General features: G+C 42.3%; 13 protein-coding genes and 1 pseudogene. 7 read left to right on the forward strand and 7 right to left on the reverse strand.

What is annotated here, in order from left to right:
* Positions 1 to 234: 234 nt before the first annotated feature.
* The 4 genes and pseudogenes from ABIB50_RS25155 (at position 235) to ABIB50_RS25170 (ending at position 4652) form a co-directional block, all read left to right on the forward strand.
* Positions 235 to 1539 carry a nucleotide sugar dehydrogenase gene (locus ABIB50_RS25155; RefSeq protein WP_429384462.1) on the forward strand — a complete coding sequence of 435 codons (1305 nt, stop codon included), beginning with the start codon at positions 235 to 237 and terminating at the stop codon, positions 1537 to 1539.
* A gap of 3 nt (positions 1540 to 1542) precedes the next feature.
* Positions 1543 to 2556, forward strand: a complete 1014-nt coding sequence (locus ABIB50_RS25160) for an SDR family oxidoreductase (protein ID WP_429384464.1) — start codon at positions 1543 to 1545, stop codon at positions 2554 to 2556.
* Between the two features lie 354 nt (positions 2557 to 2910).
* Positions 2911 to 3297, forward strand: a complete 387-nt coding sequence (locus tag ABIB50_RS25165; RefSeq protein WP_429384466.1) for a glycoside hydrolase domain-containing protein — start codon at positions 2911 to 2913, stop codon at positions 3295 to 3297.
* Positions 3298 to 3427: 130 nt separating this feature from the next.
* Positions 3428 to 4652: pseudogene (locus ABIB50_RS25170) on the forward strand (IS256 family transposase).
* 128 nt (positions 4653 to 4780) lie between these two features.
* Here ABIB50_RS25170 and ABIB50_RS25175 read toward each other — a convergent pair.
* Both ABIB50_RS25175 and ABIB50_RS25180 read right to left on the reverse strand, forming a co-directional pair.
* On the reverse strand, positions 4781 to 5350 hold the full coding sequence (locus ABIB50_RS25175) for an RNA polymerase sigma factor (protein ID WP_429384468.1): 570 nt from the start codon (positions 5348 to 5350) through the stop codon (positions 4781 to 4783).
* Between the two features lie 148 nt (positions 5351 to 5498).
* On the reverse strand, positions 5499 to 5930 hold the full coding sequence (locus ABIB50_RS25180; protein ID WP_429384470.1) for a 3-deoxy-D-manno-octulosonic acid transferase: 432 nt from the start codon (positions 5928 to 5930) through the stop codon (positions 5499 to 5501).
* A gap of 309 nt (positions 5931 to 6239) precedes the next feature.
* On the opposite strand from ABIB50_RS25180, the gene ABIB50_RS25185 reads away from it, so the two are divergent.
* From ABIB50_RS25185 to ABIB50_RS25195, 3 genes are read left to right on the forward strand one after another with little or no spacing between them, the layout of a single operon-like run.
* Entirely contained in the window at positions 6240 to 7550 is a 1311-nt protein-coding gene (locus ABIB50_RS25185) for a UDP-glucose dehydrogenase family protein (RefSeq protein ID WP_429384472.1), read from the forward strand.
* Entirely contained in the window at positions 7550 to 8533 is a 984-nt protein-coding gene (locus tag ABIB50_RS25190) for a UDP-glucuronic acid decarboxylase family protein (protein WP_429384474.1), read from the forward strand. Before ABIB50_RS25185 ends, ABIB50_RS25190 begins: the two co-directional genes overlap by 1 nt.
* Complete coding sequence (locus ABIB50_RS25195) at positions 8533 to 8919, forward strand: NAD-dependent epimerase/dehydratase family protein (RefSeq protein WP_429384476.1); 387 nt, start codon at positions 8533 to 8535, stop codon at positions 8917 to 8919. Before ABIB50_RS25190 ends, ABIB50_RS25195 begins: the two co-directional genes overlap by 1 nt.
* 215 nt (positions 8920 to 9134) lie before the next feature.
* Here the strand turns inward: ABIB50_RS25195 and mobC are convergent, their stop codons facing one another.
* The 5 genes from mobC to ABIB50_RS25220 all read right to left on the reverse strand — a co-directional run bounded on the left by mobC (position 9135) and on the right by ABIB50_RS25220 (position 15181).
* Positions 9135 to 11114 (reverse strand): conjugal transfer protein MobC, encoded by a 1980-nt coding sequence (gene mobC, locus ABIB50_RS25200; RefSeq protein ID WP_429384479.1) that lies wholly within the window; start codon positions 11112 to 11114, stop codon positions 9135 to 9137.
* 44 nt (positions 11115 to 11158) lie between these two features.
* The gene (locus ABIB50_RS25205; protein WP_429384482.1) at positions 11159 to 12331 is read right to left on the reverse strand and encodes a relaxase/mobilization nuclease domain-containing protein; all 1173 of its coding nucleotides are present in this window, start codon (positions 12329 to 12331) and stop codon (positions 11159 to 11161) included.
* Positions 12332 to 12441: 110 nt separating this feature from the next.
* Positions 12442 to 12834: a plasmid mobilization protein gene (locus ABIB50_RS25210; RefSeq protein WP_429384484.1), complete on the reverse strand. Its 393-nt coding sequence runs from the start codon at positions 12832 to 12834 to the stop codon at positions 12442 to 12444.
* A gap of 201 nt (positions 12835 to 13035) precedes the next feature.
* On the reverse strand, positions 13036 to 13986 hold the full coding sequence (locus ABIB50_RS25215) for a toprim domain-containing protein (protein WP_429384487.1): 951 nt from the start codon (positions 13984 to 13986) through the stop codon (positions 13036 to 13038).
* A gap of 55 nt (positions 13987 to 14041) precedes the next feature.
* The gene (locus ABIB50_RS25220; protein WP_429384489.1) at positions 14042 to 15181 is read right to left on the reverse strand and encodes a hypothetical protein; all 1140 of its coding nucleotides are present in this window, start codon (positions 15179 to 15181) and stop codon (positions 14042 to 14044) included.
* Between the last annotated feature and the right edge of the window lie 114 nt (positions 15182 to 15295).

The raw sequence follows: 15295 nt of genomic DNA on the forward strand, positions 1-15295 counted from the left end.
TTTTCCCCAATTGAGTTAATAAATGATTACAATAAATAGTTTTGCGTAATTTAGAGATCTCTAAAATTAACTTACAAAAAGAAACTCCTTTATATAAAATTATTGACGAACACGAGCTAGCTTTAGCACCAGTTAAAGCAAGTACAACACATCATATATTTATTGTTTCAGAAACATTTGGGTTATTAATGCTAATCATATTAGTCTCATCACGTTTATATATAAATTATATTAATGATAAATCAGCAAGGTAAACTTTTAAGTCCGGGTATAGCTATAATTGGCTTAGGTTACGTTGGGTTACCGTTAGCAATAGAGTTTGGTAAAAAGTATAAGGTAGTTGGGTTTGATATTAATAGTACTCGTATTAATGAGCTATTATTAGGAATAGACTATACACTAGAAGTGGATCCGGCTGAGTTAAGTAAAAATAGTCGAAAGGATAACGAAGCCGCCGGTGCCTTTTTTACTGCGGATATAAATAAATTAAAAGAATGTAATGTTTTTATAGTAACTGTACCAACCCCGGTTGATCAGTATAATAATCCAGATCTTACACCTCTTATTAAAGCCACAGAAACTGTTGCTAATGCATTAAAGAAGGGTGATATTGTTATCTATGAATCCACCGTTTACCCGGGATGTACTGAAGAAGATTGTGTGCCAATTTTAGAAAAAAACTCAGGTTTAGTTTTTAATGAGGATTTCTTTTGTGGCTATTCGCCCGAGCGTATTAACCCGGGTGACAAAACCAGAACTTTGACAAACATTAAAAAAGTAACCTCAGGGTCCAACCCTCAAGCGGCGCAACTTATTAATGAACTGTATTTATCGATCATACCCGCAGGCACTCATCTTGCGTCATCAATAAAAGTTGCCGAGGCTGCTAAAATTATTGAAAATGCCCAGCGCGATATTAATATCGCATTTGTAAATGAGTTATCAAAAATATTTTCTTTACTTAAAATAGACACTAATGAGGTATTGGAGGCAGCATCCACCAAATGGAACTTTTTGCCATTTAAGCCCGGATTGGTTGGCGGGCATTGTATAGGTGTAGATCCATATTATCTGGCACAAAAAGCGACTTCTGCGGGATATTATCCTGAGATAATATTATCGGGCAGACGCATTAATGATAGCATGGGCTCATATATTGCTGATACAGTAACTAAATTGATGCTTAAAAAAGAAATCAATGTTCGGAATGCCGAAATATTAGTTTTGGGAATAACATTTAAAGAGAATTGTCCAGATGTGCGCAACACGAAAGTTGTTGACATAATTAAGGAATTACAATCATACAAAGCTAATGTAACCATACACGACCCATGGGCAAATTGCCAGCAGGTTAAACACGAGTATAATATAAATTGTGTAGATTCCTTACCCCAGGGAAAAAAATATCATGCTATAATTTTGGCAGTAAGCCATAAGGAATTTATCGAAATTGACTATAAATCCTTATTGAAAGAATCTAGTGTGCTTTATGATGTGAAAGGTGTGTTGGATGCCTCAATAGTTGATGGAAGATTGTAAACGATGTACGAAAACAAATACCATACAGAAGACCTAAATCAATATAAATTCCTGATAACCGGGGGCGCGGGTTTTATTGGTTCAAATCTGGTTGAATACTTATTAAAAAACGGAGCACTTAAGGTGCGTGTATTAGATAATTTTTCAACAGGGTTTGATCATAATATTGATGGATTTAAAAGTAACCCATCGTTTGAGTTAATAAAAGGCGATATCAGAGATTTTGAAACCTGTAAAAGAGCGGTCGATGGGATGGATTATGTAAGCCATCAAGCTGCTTTAGGTTCTGTACCACGGTCAATCAATGACCCGATTACTACTAACGAAGTTAATATAACCGGATTTTTGAATATGCTTTGCGCGGTAAAAGATAATGGAAATGTAAAACGAGTTGTTTATGCAGCATCCTCGTCTACATATGGTGACAGTGAGGATTTGCCCAAAATTGAAGAGAGAATAGGAAAGCCTTTATCGCCATATGCGGTTACCAAATATGTTAATGAATTATATGCAGAGGTATTTGCAAAAACGTATGGAATTGAAACTATTGGTTTGCGGTATTTTAACGTATTTGGACCAAAGCAAAGCATTAACGGGGCTTATACCGCAGTAATACCTAAATTTATTAAAAATTTATTTGATAAAACTATCTCAACGATAAATGGTGATGGCGAACAGTCAAGGGATTTTACGTATATAGAAAACGTTATTCAGGCTAATGTATTAGCGTTATTTACCCCCAATAAAAATTCGGTAAATGAAATATATAATATAGCCTGTGGTAGTCAGATATCATTAAACACATTGTTTTCTGAACTTATGGATATTACAAAAAGCGATAAAAAACCACAATATGGGCCCGATAGGATTGGTGATGTGCGTAATAGCTTAGCTGATATAAATAAAGCAAAAATAAGGTTGGGATATGATCCCCAATATTCAGTAATAGAAGGATTAAACAAGACCTATCAATGGTATCTTGAAAATTCTAATAGTCAATTAAGGAGAGACAGTTAAAGATAGCTTAGGTAGGTTGTCTGTGATACCACCTATCAAGCCTGAACCTCGGGTCGAATCGGCAGTTAGCCGGATTATGTCATAAACAAACTAGCCACGCAGTATGAGTTTATTGACTTTGAAATGCCTTGCTTATCGACTTTCAGCCCGCAACTACCGGAACTTTCCTGTCATTTCTTAGATAGTCGTTTTGCTTATCGCACATCCAGGCCATTGGTCTCTAACATTCACTTTAAATATTTTATTCAGGAAACAGCATACAACAAGTGAGGTGATTACAAATTTCGAGACGGCGTCATAGAATCTATATTTGTCTGATGGCCAAGATCTCCATGATCCCCGCCACAGGAGGAAGTGAGCCTCACCCAAAAGATCAGGGAAGGTGACCAAGCCGCACTGAAAAAATTAACCAAGAATGTACAACCAACCCCGGACGATTTAGGTGGTAATGATGATACCGGCCAAATGAGTGCCTGGTCTATTTTTAGCTCGATAGGTTTTTACCCGGTTGCGCCGGCATCAGATCAATATGCTATAGGTAGTCCGGCTGTTGATGGTGCCGTAATACAGGTAGGTGGCGGTAAAACGTTTAAAATAAACGTAAATAACCAGGGCCCCAAAAATGTTTATATCCAAAAAATCATATTAAACGGCAAACCACTAACAAAACTATTTTTAAGCCATGCCGACATCATGAACGGCGGCGAAATAACTTTCTTTATGGGGGCGAAACATAAATAGAGATTAGAGATTAGAGATTAGAGATTAGAATAATCTATAACCATACAAGTTACAAAAAAGGGCAATGAGTTTTGAGGGTGTAAAATAAACTGTGTCAAAGCGTAATTAATTACCTTTAACATAGTTTAAGATGAAACAAGAAGAATCGCTCGAGTACGAGCAAATGAAAAAGAAAGCCCTTGAGCAACTCCGCTCGGGTAAATCACTTTATGGCAAGGATGGGGCTTTTGCGCCCTTGCTAAAAAGTTTTTTGGATGCGGCGTTGGAAGCTGAGTTGGAAAGCCATTTAGATGAGGCTGAACGAAGTTCAGGCAACCGTAAGAATGGAAAGACCTGCAAAGAGGTGCGAACCTCAGATGGGTACCATTTCGGTTAATACCCCACGCGACCGTAACTCCAGTTTTGAACCTGAACTGATCCGTAAACGGGAAACGATACTTGCCGAGAGCCTGGAATCAAAGATCATCGGGATGTATGGTTTAGGGATGAGCCTTCGTGATATCTCTAAGCATATCAAGGATATATATGATACAGATATCAGTCACAGCACCTTATCAGCTATTACAGACAAGATCATTCCCGAAGTGAAAGAATGGCAATCAAGGCCGTTGGAAGAGCTGTACCCGATTGTTTGGCTTGATGCCATGCACTATAAAGTGAAAGAAGACCACCGGATGGTATCGCATGCTGTTTATAATATTCTGGGCATAGACCGCCATGGCCACAAAGAACTTTTAGGTATGTATGTTTCTCAAAGTGAGGGCGCTAACTTTTGGTTGTCGGTTTTGACAGATTTACAGAACCGTGGTGTAAAGGATATTTTGATCGCCTGTATCGATAACCTGAACTGGTTCCCCCAAGCCATCAATACTGTATTTCCTCAAACTGAGATCCAGACCTGCATTGTTCACCAGATCCGTAATAGCCTGAAATATGTGGCCTCTAAAGATCAGAAAGTATTTATGAAAGATCTGAAGCCGGTTTACCAGGCAGAGACGCTGGAATTGGCCGAACTGCGCTTGGATGAACTGGAAGACAAGTGGGGCAAGAAATACGAAAAGGTGTTGGAGTCATGGCGCCGGAACTGGTCAAAACTAACTACCTATTTCCGTTACGATGCTGCCGTCCGAAAGCTCATCTATACCACCAATACTATCGAGGGTTTTCACCGACAGATTAGAAAAGTGACAAAAACTAAAGGGGGCTTTACTTCTGATATGGCTTTGTTAAAGCTGATCTATTTAGCCCACAATAACATTAAACAAAAATGGACGATGCCTCTTTCAAACTGGGCTACTACGGCTCAAAAACTCGCTATTTGGTTTCCCGGAAGAATGATACTAGATTTGATGTAGCAATCAACCCTCGTCAGGCCCCATGGGGCCTGACAAGGGTTGACACAGTTTATTTTACAGACCCTGAGTTTTTAATTCATCGCCCTTTTTATTTCCTAATCGCTAATCACCAACCGCTAATTACTAACTCATCCCGCCAGGCAATAGCTATCCCTCATTTCCATTTTGCTTATTTGATTTTTAAGCATGGTGCGGGCGCGGTTAAGGTTAGTGCGCGATAGTATTTCAGAGATATTTAAATTATTCCCAATTTCTTTATGCGAGTATCCATCAATAGCGTACATGTTAAATATAGAGCGGTAGTTGTCCGGTAATTGTTGCACCAGTTTCAACAGGTCATTAGTGTCCAAAGTCTGTGCGTTGTAGCCATAGCCGTTGTTTAATGTAGTATCAGAAAAATCATCAACCAATACCATCTTTTTTGCTTTGCGATAATTATTGATTGCGCAATGTACCATAATACGGCGCACCCAACCTTCGCGGCTTCCTTCGCCACGATAATATTGCATGTTTTTGAAAACCTTCATAAAACCTTCCTGTAGGATATCCTGCGCGGTATCTTTATCTTTAGCGTAGCGCAAGCAAACGCTCATCATTCTTGGAGCTAATAATTTATATAAAGCTTCCTGTTGTTTACGATTATTGTTTAGGCAGCCTTCCCAAAGGTCATTTAAACGGTCGTCAATTGTTGCTATCATGGCATTGTTTTTTAATACAATCACCTATGCCAAAACAACGCCCGTTTTTTAATTAACTGATAATCAATTAAATGAATAATTAACCATCTACGAAACTGTTCGTTATCGTACAGTTGTGGTACGCAGGCGGACGATTAGGGTGCGGTTATTAATGAGTGTTGATGTGATTCATGATAGACCTTGTAGCCCCAATATTGTCCGCCACGTATCCTTTTGCCTGCTTGCTTGCATTGTCATAAAATGTGGCATCGTTAACTAAATCATCCACAACTTTTTTTAATGAAGCTTCATCACCAATACTAAACCCTGCGCCAATTGCTATCAAATCCTTTGCTTCTTTAAAGCGGCCATAATTAGGGCCGAAAATTACCGGCAAGCCAAATGCCGCAGCCTCTAAGGTATTATGGATACCTGCGCCAAAGCCCCCACCAATAAGGGCAATATCACCATATTGGTACAGCGACGAAAGCATGCCAATGTTGTCAATTATTAAAGTTTGGTTGGTGAGTAGTGTCCCGGTAGTGATGGGGTGGTGAGTAGTTAGTTGAGAGAAACGCACAGCCGAGTTAGTAGGTAGCAAGCCTATCAGTTTATTTATTTTTTCTTCGCTTATCTTATGCGGGGCTATAATAAATTCCAGTCGGGATATTGGTTAACCAACCTGGCTACCAACTCTTCATCAGCAGGGCAGGTGCTGCCGGCTATAAATGTCTTTTGGTTATTTTTAAATTTGGCAATTTCCATAAAACTACTTTTTTGTTGAAAAGAGAAAAGAAGAGGATTAAGGCGTAATAAACACGCAACCCTAAGTTATATAATAATAACATTTTAAATGCGAAATCAGTATCTTCGCCGGGATAAATATAATAACAATTAAAACAATTACTTCGTGAAAATAGCTGTAGTAGGAACAGGATACGTAGGTTTGGTAACAGGAACTTGCTTAGCCGAAACCGGTAATCAGGTTATATGTGTTGATATCAACGAGACCAAAGTAAAAATGATGCAGGACGGCAAATTGCCTATTTATGAGCCTGGATTAGAGTTGCTTTTTCATCGCAATATAGCCCAGGGACGTTTGCATTTTACAAGTAGCCTCGCAGATGCTATAAAAGATGCTAAGATTATATTTCTGGCGTTACCTACACCTCCGGGTGGTGATGGCTCGGCTGATTTGAGTTATGTACTTGGTGCTTCAAAAGATATCGCGAAGCTAATTACAGAATATAAGGTAATTGTAACAAAATCAACAGTACCGGTTGGTACTGCCGATAAGATCACCGCAGTGCTTAATGAAAATACCAACGTTGAATTTGCCGTAGTGTCAAATCCTGAATTTTTGCGCGAAGGGGTTGCCGTGGAGGATTTCATGAAGCCGGATCGTATTGTTATTGGTACCATTGATGAGCGTGCCCGCAAATTAATGGGCGAGCTTTATTCGCCTTATATGCGCCAGGGTAACCCTATTATTTACATGGATCAGCGCTCGTCCGAATTGACTAAATATGCCGCTAACTCTTTCCTGGCTACCAAAATTTCATTCATGAATGAGATAGCCAACCTTTGCGAATTGGTTGGTGCCGATGTGGACATGGTTAGGCGCGGTATTGGTGCTGATGAGCGCATAGGCCGCAGGTTCCTATTCTCAGGCATTGGTTATGGCGGCAGTTGTTTCCCTAAGGATGTGCAGGCGCTGGCAAAATCGGCCAAGGAGATTAATTACGATTTTAAAATATTAAATGCTGTAATGGATGTTAATGACATACAGCGTAAAATATTGGTTGAAAAGGTTAAGAAATACTATAATGGCGACCTTAAAAATAAAAAGTTTGCGCTTTGGGGGCTTGCTTTTAAACCCGAAACAGATGATATCCGCGAGGCACCGGCCTTATACATTATTGATGAGCTTTTAAAAGAAGGCGCAACCGTTGCAGCTTTTGACCCTGAAGCTATGCCGAATATAAAGGGTGTTGTAGGCGATAAAATAACATACACAGATAACCAGTATGATGCTTTAAAAGATGCAGACGCGTTATTGATATTAACGGAGTGGTCTGTATTCCGCACACCGGATTTTGATCAGGTAGATTCGCTTTTAAAAGCAAAGGTTATTTTTGATGGTCGTAATTTATACGACATCCAAAAGATGATAGACTGCGGATATTATTATAACAGTATAGGTAGAAAAGTAGTAAGCTAATGGCACGTAAACGTATATTAATAACCGGTGCTGCCGGCTTTTTGGGTTCGCATTTATGCGACAGGTTTATTAAGGAGGATTACCATGTTATAGGCATGGATAATTTAATAACCGGCGACCTGCGCAACATCGAGCATTTATTCAAGCTTGAAAATTTCGAGTTTTATAATCACGATGTTTCCAAGTTTGTGTATGTGCCCGGCGATTTGGATTATATACTGCATTTCGCATCGCCGGCCAGCCCGATTGATTATTTAAAGATCCCTATTCAAACTTTGAAAGTAGGTTCATTAGGTACCCATAATTTATTAGGATTGGCCCGCTCAAAAAAAGCAAGGATGCTGATAGCTTCTACATCCGAAGTTTATGGCGACCCGAGTGTTAACCCGCAACCCGAAGAATATTGGGGCAATGTTAACCCCGTTGGTCCGCGTGGTGTTTATGATGAAGCCAAACGTTTCCAGGAAGCTATTACTATGGCTTATCATACTTTTCATGGGTTAGAAACCCGTATAATACGGATATTTAACACCTATGGCCCGCGTATGCGTTTAAATGACGGGCGTGTGTTACCTGCATTTATTGGACAGGCTTTGCGCGGCGAACCATTAACCATATTTGGCGATGGCTCACAAACCCGTTCGTTTTGTTATGTTGATGATCTGATCGAAGGAATATACCGCCTGTTGCATAGCGATTATGCACAGCCCATGAATATTGGCAACCCGGATGAAATTACCATTCGCCAGTTTGGTGAAGAAATTATAAAGTTAACCGGAACTGATCAGAAATTGATAAGCCTGCCGTTGCCTACCGATGACCCTAAACAGCGCCGCCCTGATATTACCAAAGCCAGAGCAATTTTAGGCTGGGAACCAAAAGTGGATCGCGCCGAAGGTTTAAAAATTACTTATGAGTACTTTAAATCATTACCTGATAAAGAAATACAACATAAAGACTTCACCTATTATAATAAAGGTTAATGGCTAAAATATTAGTTACCGGCGGACTGGGATTTATAGGTTCGCACACGGTTGTTGAGCTTGTAAATGCAGGCTATGAGCCTGTTATTGTTGACGACCTGTCAAACTCTGACCCTAAGATAATGGATCAGTTAGCTAAAATTATAGGATACAAACCGCCATTTTATAAGTTAGACCTTTGTGATGAACAGGGTACCAGAGAATTAGCCGAAAAAGAGCCTGATGGCTTTGAGATCATCATGACCGGTTTTTATAAGAGCAGATCAAAAACTGTATTTAAAGCAGCCTTAATCGAAAGCTTTAAGAACGTTACCAGATATTTTTTCTACTTCGATCAGCGTCATGTTATTTACACTGGCATTACCTGTACGAATAAACAATCATGAGTTTTAGTAAACCGAAACTTGTGAGCTACCCACATAATGAATTGCAGTACCCGCAAAAATTTGAGCAATTTTCATTTTAACAGCAACGTTTGAACGACGATGGATTCGTGGTTATTCAGGCGAACAAAGATTATCAATCAGAACCACTACCAACTGAGTTGAAACAACGCCGCGCTGAAGATTTAATTAGCCGGTGAAAGAATTTGGAGGGGGGCTCAGGACTTCCTAATAATCAAATGCGACAAAGCTGGATCGCTCAGCAGCCGTTCCATTTCCAACTCAATAATATTCTGGATATCCTGCCTGATCTGCAAATAATTCCGCTCCACAATCGCCGGGTTGATCACCCGAACTACCGGCAGCTGCTGATAACCCTCAATTTCTTTTTTCAACGCTGCATGGTCATTAATGATCTCGCAATGAAAAGCCTTTAACTCGATCTTCTCTTCCGGGTTATCCGCCACCATCCCCACAAACTCACCCGAGCTTAACGAGGCTATCCGGGAAGGAGGGACCGCTGCTTCCAACTGCTTCGAACGGCTGATCGAAGTATCGCTACGATTAATGGACAAACTCTCCCGGTCCTGCATGATCCGTCCGATCTTTTCCGAAACATATTTAGCCGTATCACCCGACACCTGGCCAACCACCATATTACCGGTGATGTTCATGATCACATCTGCTTGTTCTTTACCATAATCTTTGCGCAGCTGGCTCGCATCCTGTATCCCCAAACAAGTCGAAATCAAATTACTCCGCCCGGTACTGATCGTCGGAATTATATCCGTCGTCAGCGTAGGGAACTCATCAAACACCAAACTGCATTTTAACTTGCCCTTCTGGTTAATGATCTTCAGCATCCGGTTCGTAAACAAAGACAATACCGCCCCATAGATCTGGATCTTCTGCGGGTTATTGCCCATACAAACGATCTTCGGCGCTTCCGGATTATTGATATCCAGCGTAAACTCGTTACCCGACAACACATAATACAACTGCGGCGACGCCACCCGCGCCATCGTGATCTTTGCCGAGGCGATCTGCCCCTCCAGCTGTTCCACCGCGTCCCGCTTATAAGCGCTGATAAAAGGGTTGATCAAGACATCAATTTCTTTCTCCGTACTCAACAGCGTAAACAGTCTATCGTAATCCACCTGCATTAATTCAATCACATGCGGCAGCGTACAAAACTCCCCACCCTTATACCGCCGCAAATACCAGATGATAGCTGTTAAAAAGTTGATCGGCGATTCCACAAAGAAGTCCCCCTGCTTCTTGATCCATTCGCGGTTCAAACCTAACAGTATCGTTCGCGCAGATTCCACCGCATCCGTCAGATCCAGCATCGCCGACGGATCCAAAGGGTTACAGCGGTTCGTCCGCGCCAGGTCATCAAAGTTGATCGAATAGAACTTCGGTTCCACCCGGTACAAATGCTTACACTTCAGCCAGGTATTATAAGCGATCACCGCCAGATCCGGCATCTTAAAATCGTAAACAAACATCGCGAACCCCTTACGGATATGCTGCGTGATCACATGCCGGATAATAAAATAACTCTTCCCCGAACCCGGTGAGCCCAATACCAATAAAGCCCTAAACAAGTTGATAAAATTGATCCACGAAGTCCGTACTTTTCCCTTCAGGACATACCTTGCCGGCAGGTTCACCGAGAACTCGTTATCCAGTAACCGTTCCTCTTGCGGAAACGTCTCCTGGTCACGGTTAAATATATCCCCGTTCAACTTGTCCCGAATGATCTTCGACACCATCGTCCCGCCGCTCAATAGCAACAAATAACCCAAAGAAGTGATACCCATGTACAGCAAAGCGACCGTTCCCAAACCCAGCCTAACCCACAAAATAAAGTAGCTCACAAAAAAGAAAACCAGACCCACCACCAAATACAACGCCGCCGTCTTGAACGTCTGTTGCTCATCCTTCCGGCCCTTTACCCCAATCAACGCGATCGCCAAAAACGCCAGCGCGATCAGTTTCGATTTGTGAAAACTGCTGAACAAACCCGTCCGCACCACATTGCCCAGCAACCGGTCCGTCAGCGGCGCTACCCAATGCCATTCCGCAAAAGCACCATAACATTCCTTATAAAAATGCAGTAGCAATACTGCCATACTGATCAGCCTCGTCATATCGAGGATCTTGCGCATCGCCTGATCATTTTCTCCCGTCTGCATCTTTTCTTCCCAATTGAAAATTCACTACCTAAACCAACAGAATATCAACCCAGCGTCAACCTATGCCGCTTCTTTTTCTTCTTCTTGCTTTGCTTCAGCTCCCAATCCATCGCCGGGCCTTGTTCGCCGTCGCCCAACAGTGTAGCCACCATACCGTCCAACCCTTTATTTTTTCCTTCACCAGCAACCATGTTCCCCGGTTTTACGCCCTTATTTCCGTTACCCCGGTTACCCGCCAAACCTACCTTTTCAACTTTACCGTTTTGTTTTTTCCCCTCATCAGCCACGCTATATTTACAGCGTTCCAGAATAGCTTTAGCGCTGTAAGTCTTACCCAATTCACTACCATTAAAAATCGCTTTTTTGACATGATCTATATAAGTTAACCCATAGATCAACCCATCCTTATTCTGGCGTAAGACCAAATCAATCCCTTCACGTTTTAAAGCAACTTTTAAATCAGCTAAACCAAGCTTATCATTCAGCAAAACGAGGTCAATCAAATTCCGCACCCGTCCACGCAACGGCACCTTCGCCGCTTCATTTTCCGCAAACCGAGCCTGTATATTCTTCAAGGTCGGCTTGCTAAAGAAATCGCTTGCCTTGATCGGCACACCCACTTTATTACCCGCTTCGTCGAGCACCCTATAAACTAATCCCTCGTGCGCCTTGGTCCTCGAACCATCACCACCAGTATCGGCCGTGATATGATACAGGCCCAGCACCGCGTTCAATTCATACAACGAAGCAAACTTATAACTCTTCAGCACCGAGTTTAACACCCCGCCAATCGCCCGTTTGGTTTCCACCCGCCCATATAAAGCCCGTTCGATATTAACCGGCTTTAAACGAAACAACTCCCGTTGACTGTTATCTTCCGCTTTCACTAAACCATAAACAATTTCGATTTCTTTACGGGCTACCGTCGACTGGTTCCGCCCCAAATTATTCAGGTTAATCGCCTTACCATCCGGCTTGATATTCGTCGTTACCAAATGGATATGCGGGTGCCCCGCATCCAAATGCTGGTAAAGCAAATAAGGCTGCCCTTCAAACCCGATCTTGTCTAAATAGACGGATGAAATCTCCCGCAATAACTCATCCGAAAGCTTTTCCGACGGATCAAAATTCAACGAAATATGCACACTGTTGACCTTCGTTCGCTGGTTCAATTCCGTCAGCTTTTCCAGCCGCGCCAGCTTCTGGTGAAAGTTCATATCAGCCGCATCCATCGGATAAAACCCGGCCTCCAGACAACGCGCGTGCCCAGTCTTAACTTTAGCCTCATTATAGTTTAAACAGTTCCTTAAACTACTCGATGAATGGATCACGGCAACCATTGCTCACTGATCGAATTAACTTTCAAACGCACCTCATTAGACACCGCAAAAAAAGCATCGCGGTCCCGCTCAAATCGCTTCACCCAAACCTCCATTTGCGGCGAGTGATCCAGCATATTCAGCCGGTGCACCGCCTGGTTAAAGTTCACGCCAATCGCATGCAGTTCCCGCCGGACAACAATCAACTCTGCGATCAGCTCATCCGTCGACTGGTTGCGTGAATAAACCGTAATCCGCTTACCAAATAACACCCGCCGCACATACTCACTCAGCTTACCAACCGTACTTTTCTTCCAGCCCGACTCCAGCTTACCGAACTCCTCACCAGTCAGCCGCAGGCCAATGATCCGGTAACGTCCCTTTTTATGTTCTTCCGCCATCACTTATCCACTTGCTAAAACCAGACAGTCTTTTACCTAACCAACCCCAATTACCCACTAAGCCACGTCATAGACCGCCCCCGAGTTCCGAGGTGGGCGGCCAGATTTCAGTTGTTGTTAAACAACTGTACATCTGGCCGATCGCAAAACTGGCGATTCCCCAGTCGTCTGAGGAAAGGCAAAACATTCGCCAATCTAAAATCAATCAGTCGTCCGTAAGCCGCCGCCAATTCGCAAAACCTGCTTTTTCACTTCACCCTTACAGCGAAGCCAATCGTTCAAATCTTTAAAGTTCGTGTAAAGCCTGCTTTCATCGACAAAGCTGCTGCCTCGCGATAACGCATAATCGCGGTAGGCAAGGCCCGTCATATCCCGGTCCAGCCACAAATGCACCCGTTCGTGCTTTTCCAAAAAGGGTAGGGCACGGTCGAATAATCCGGCGCCGTTTAGCACCACGAAATCCACCGAATGCGGATCTTGGTGAGGATGCAAAGTCACAAAAGAAAGGAAGTCCATGAAGCCCTCGAAAATATGCACAGCGTCAGCGCCAGAAGCCAGGCAGGTAATATCTTTCGGCGCACTGCTTAGTTTGAAATTCTGGTTGCGAATCTCCCAGCCGCCAGCGTCATTTTTAAAGCCGATACCGTAATAAGTCTTGCCACCAATCTCGTAAGAAACTTCCTTGCAAAACTGGTCTGCCACGGTCACCGGGATTAATCGTTCGTGCAGATACTTTTTAAGTGGATAAGCATAAAGCGGACGTACCTCTTTGATTAGCAATTTAGCGTCGTTGCCTGCACGTCCTTCGTGCAATCCGGGCTCAAAAAGATAGAGTTGGTGAGGGGAAAAAGAAACATTCATCCGCTCCAGCAATTCGACGACCGAACAACCGTGCAAGCGCAATAAAAAGTCAACCGGATTACCGCCAGCCATTAGACCGAAATCATACCACTCATTGGACAGCCTGTCTACGTGAAAGCTCGCCGTCTTTTCTTCCCGCAACGGTGATAAATACCAGTAGTCCGTGTCGTTTTTCTTTCGTACTACCGGATCATGGTCTAACATCTCCAGTAAATAAATCAAGTCCAACTCCCGTAGCCGGGAAAGCGAAAAAACCTCGTTCGTCATATCCATCACATACCTCTCTTTCACAATAACAATTCAAAAGTAAAGCAGGCAAATGACTTCCACCTATCCTCCCTATATTTTAATGAGGATCGCAGGTCAGGACGGCATTCATCGGAAAATTAATTTTATAGAAAGGTTTCAGGAAGTCGTCTAAAAATGTTTGTTGTTGTTCTGTTAAATACTTGAACAGGCGTTTCAGCCGGTCATTTTCGGGAACATGGTTGATGAATAGTACCGACTCCTTTTTTGCCGCCTGCAATGACAAGGTTCCTTTCAGAATCTTCTTTTTGCCTTTGATGACGGCGAAAGCTATTTTTCGACCTTTTTTAATCACTGTAACTTCGGAGATCGTTATTTCTACCTTCTCGTCAAGGAACCGAAACAATAGTAATAGATTTTCTTTGATCAGGGCGTGTTCAAGTTTGGCATCAATACACCAAAGTAATTCATAGATAAAGTCCAACAACAGATCATATTGCTGATTTACATAGTCGATCTTTCTGATTTTTAACAGCCGGTAAGTTAACGGATCGAAGTGCTGTAAGTATAAATTTCCCTTGCTGTCTTTGATAAGTTGATCCAGTACCGGCTGATCACCCAACGGAAACTCTGCCGCAGCGTGCATGATCTTGTTGCGCAGAAACTGTACCTGCCTGATTCGTGTCAGGTTAGGTTGGCAAGACTCTATATCAATTTCCAGTACTTTTTCCAGGTAATTGATCATTGATTGGAGGTAATCTTTAGACTCAATATCCTGCAATGACAGACGCTTCCCGAAGGTTGTTTTTAGCAAACCGCATAGCCGTCGCAACTCATTTTCCAATACGGCATAAACAATAACGAAAGACGACTTATTAAAATGATCCGCCATGTCTTTATAGTCCATATCCAATTTCATTCCTTCCAGGTTAAAATGATTGTCAATAGCATCTGGCTCTGCTGCCATGATCGCCTGAGACCATTTTTCGTCTTCATCGCCCTCGCTCGCTGTATAAACTTCGTCGAATATTTTTTTTGCTTCGACATGAGCCACTTCGCGTTTTTCGTGCAGTGCACTTTTATGTATGCCGTACTCGCGCCTGTACAAATCGGTTGTGGTTTCCGCGTGCTGACGCTGCAACTGGATCTTACGGTTCAGTTCCTTAAAAAAATGAAGCAAATCTGAACCACCAGGGTGATCCATTAAATAGAATAAAACGCTGACGTCAAAATCGAACATAATTGATAATACTAATTGATAGATTTACTGTTTCCTGTCCGATCCACCCCATATTTTGATGAGGATTGTTTCGCGCAAACAGCCGACCTTTATGCCATTAATTAACTTAAAATA

This window comes from Mucilaginibacter sp. UYCu711, from assembly GCF_050433825.1.
Taxonomy (GTDB): Bacteria; Bacteroidota; Bacteroidia; order Sphingobacteriales; family Sphingobacteriaceae; genus Mucilaginibacter.

What these genes read in the sequence shown, in the direction of transcription:
- ABIB50_RS25175 (WP_429384468.1), bottom strand. Translation starts at nt 5,350, where the DNA reads ATGATAGCAACAATTGACGACCGTTTAAATGACCTTTGGGAAGGCTGC.
- ABIB50_RS25210 (WP_429384484.1), bottom strand. Translation starts at nt 12,834, where the DNA reads ATGGCGGAAGAACATAAAAAGGGACGTTACCGGATCATTGGCCTGCGG.
- ABIB50_RS25160 (WP_429384464.1), top strand. Translation starts at nt 1,543, where the DNA reads ATGTACGAAAACAAATACCATACAGAAGACCTAAATCAATATAAATTC.
- ABIB50_RS25195 (WP_429384476.1), top strand. Translation starts at nt 8,533, where the DNA reads ATGGCTAAAATATTAGTTACCGGCGGACTGGGATTTATAGGTTCGCAC.
- mobC (WP_429384479.1), bottom strand. Translation starts at nt 11,114, where the DNA reads ATGCAGACGGGAGAAAATGATCAGGCGATGCGCAAGATCCTCGATATG.
- ABIB50_RS25205 (WP_429384482.1), bottom strand. Translation starts at nt 12,331, where the DNA reads ATGAACTTTCACCAGAAGCTGGCGCGGCTGGAAAAGCTGACGGAATTG.
- ABIB50_RS25155 (WP_429384462.1), top strand. Translation starts at nt 235, where the DNA reads ATGATAAATCAGCAAGGTAAACTTTTAAGTCCGGGTATAGCTATAATT.
- ABIB50_RS25220 (WP_429384489.1), bottom strand. Translation starts at nt 15,181, where the DNA reads ATGTTCGATTTTGACGTCAGCGTTTTATTCTATTTAATGGATCACCCT.
- ABIB50_RS25190 (WP_429384474.1), top strand. Translation starts at nt 7,550, where the DNA reads ATGGCACGTAAACGTATATTAATAACCGGTGCTGCCGGCTTTTTGGGT.